The sequence below is a fragment of the Neobacillus sp. NRS-1170 genome (assembly GCF_050468025.1).
In genome coordinates, this window is sequence record NZ_JBITPF010000108.1 from 1 (window position 1) to 1,410 (window position 1,410).

Annotated in this window: 1 protein-coding gene; it reads right to left on the reverse strand. The window is 36.2% G+C overall.

Annotated features, from left to right (window positions below; translation table 11 throughout):
• Nucleotides 1–18: 18 nt before the first annotated feature.
• Nucleotides 19–1,139 (reverse strand): IS3 family transposase gene (locus ACIFOT_RS31780; RefSeq protein WP_430072849.1). Its coding sequence is split into 2 segments (ribosomal slippage): nt 19–893 and nt 893–1,139, totalling 1,122 coding nucleotides; the frame shifts between segments, so codons are not numbered across the junction.
• Nucleotides 1,140–1,410: the final 271 nt, after the last annotated feature.

Sequence of the window (1,410 nt, forward strand, 5' to 3'; positions counted from 1 at the left end):
TGGTTTGTCAACACTAAACTAGACAACTTTTTTAAGGTGTTCTTTTTTGTACTCAATAGGGCTTAAATATCCAAGTGTTCCGTGAATTCTAATGTGATTAAACCAATGAACATAATCATCTAATTCTAACTTTAACTGTTCCAAACTATCAAAATACATTCCCTTTACGAATTCCGTCTTAATAATTTTAAATGTGGCTTCCGCAACTGCATTATCATAAGGGCAGCCCTTCATGCTTAATGACCGTTTGATTTTAAATGTGTCGAGCGCTTCATCAATAGTCTTGTTTTTAAATTCATTTCCTCGATCAGTGTGAAATAATTGAATTTGCCTTAAATCAGCTTTAATTGTTGATAAGGCTTGGTAGACCAGTCCAGCATCTTTATTAGGTCCTGCACTATGACCTATGATCTCCCTATTATAAAGATCGACAAATAAACATATGTAATGCCAACGATTTTCGACTCTTACGTATGTTAAATCACTTACTACAACAGTTAATTCCTTTTGTTGATCAAACTCTCTATTTAACACATTATTAACTTTAGATTCATTACATTTATCCAAATAAGGCTTGAACTGGGCAACTGTATATTTTGATACTAGTCCATTCTCTTTCATGATTCTGCCGATACGTCGTCTCGAAGAGACTATACCAAGCTTTTTTAATTCATGCTTAATCTTACGTGTACCATAGTTCTGACGGCTTTTGTGAAAGATATCTATGATGATATCTGTAAGTTCATCATCAGATTTGGATTGCTCTTTTGCTTCATAATAATAGGTACTTCTCGAGAGTTGTAGGACATCGCACATTGCTGATATCGAGTATTTGTGACGATTATTTTTGATCACATTTACTTTCGTCCTATTATCAGCGCAGCTTGCTTTAAAATATCATTCTCCATCAATAAACGCTGGTTTTCTTTACGAAGTTTGATCAACTCTGCTTCTTCCGTTGTTCTATTGTCCTTTTCTTTAAAGGACCCTGATGTTTGATTTTGTTTCACCCATTTATCCAATGCGGAAGGGGTTAAATCATATTCGGAAATAATGTCTTTTCTAGGTTTGCCATTTTCATATAGCTTGACCATTTGAGCTTTAAAATCGGGAGTAAATGTTCTTCTAGCCTTTGTCATATTGGCGTTCCTCCATAACTGAATAAGATATAGTAGACCTGTAAATTTAGTTGGAAACCACCGCAACTTGACAAGGAGCCTCTGCGGGCATGCTTTCCCAGCCAGGAAACCAGATGGCAATGACATCTGGCTAGCCAAACAGGCTAGCATACCCGCCTCTCCTAGTAAAGTTGCTAATACGGATCACTTATGCTAGTAAGCAGTATGCCCTGATTTGACCGTTAGTCTACTTGACCTTAATTTTTTTGTTCAGTTAAGTGTAGCCGATTCA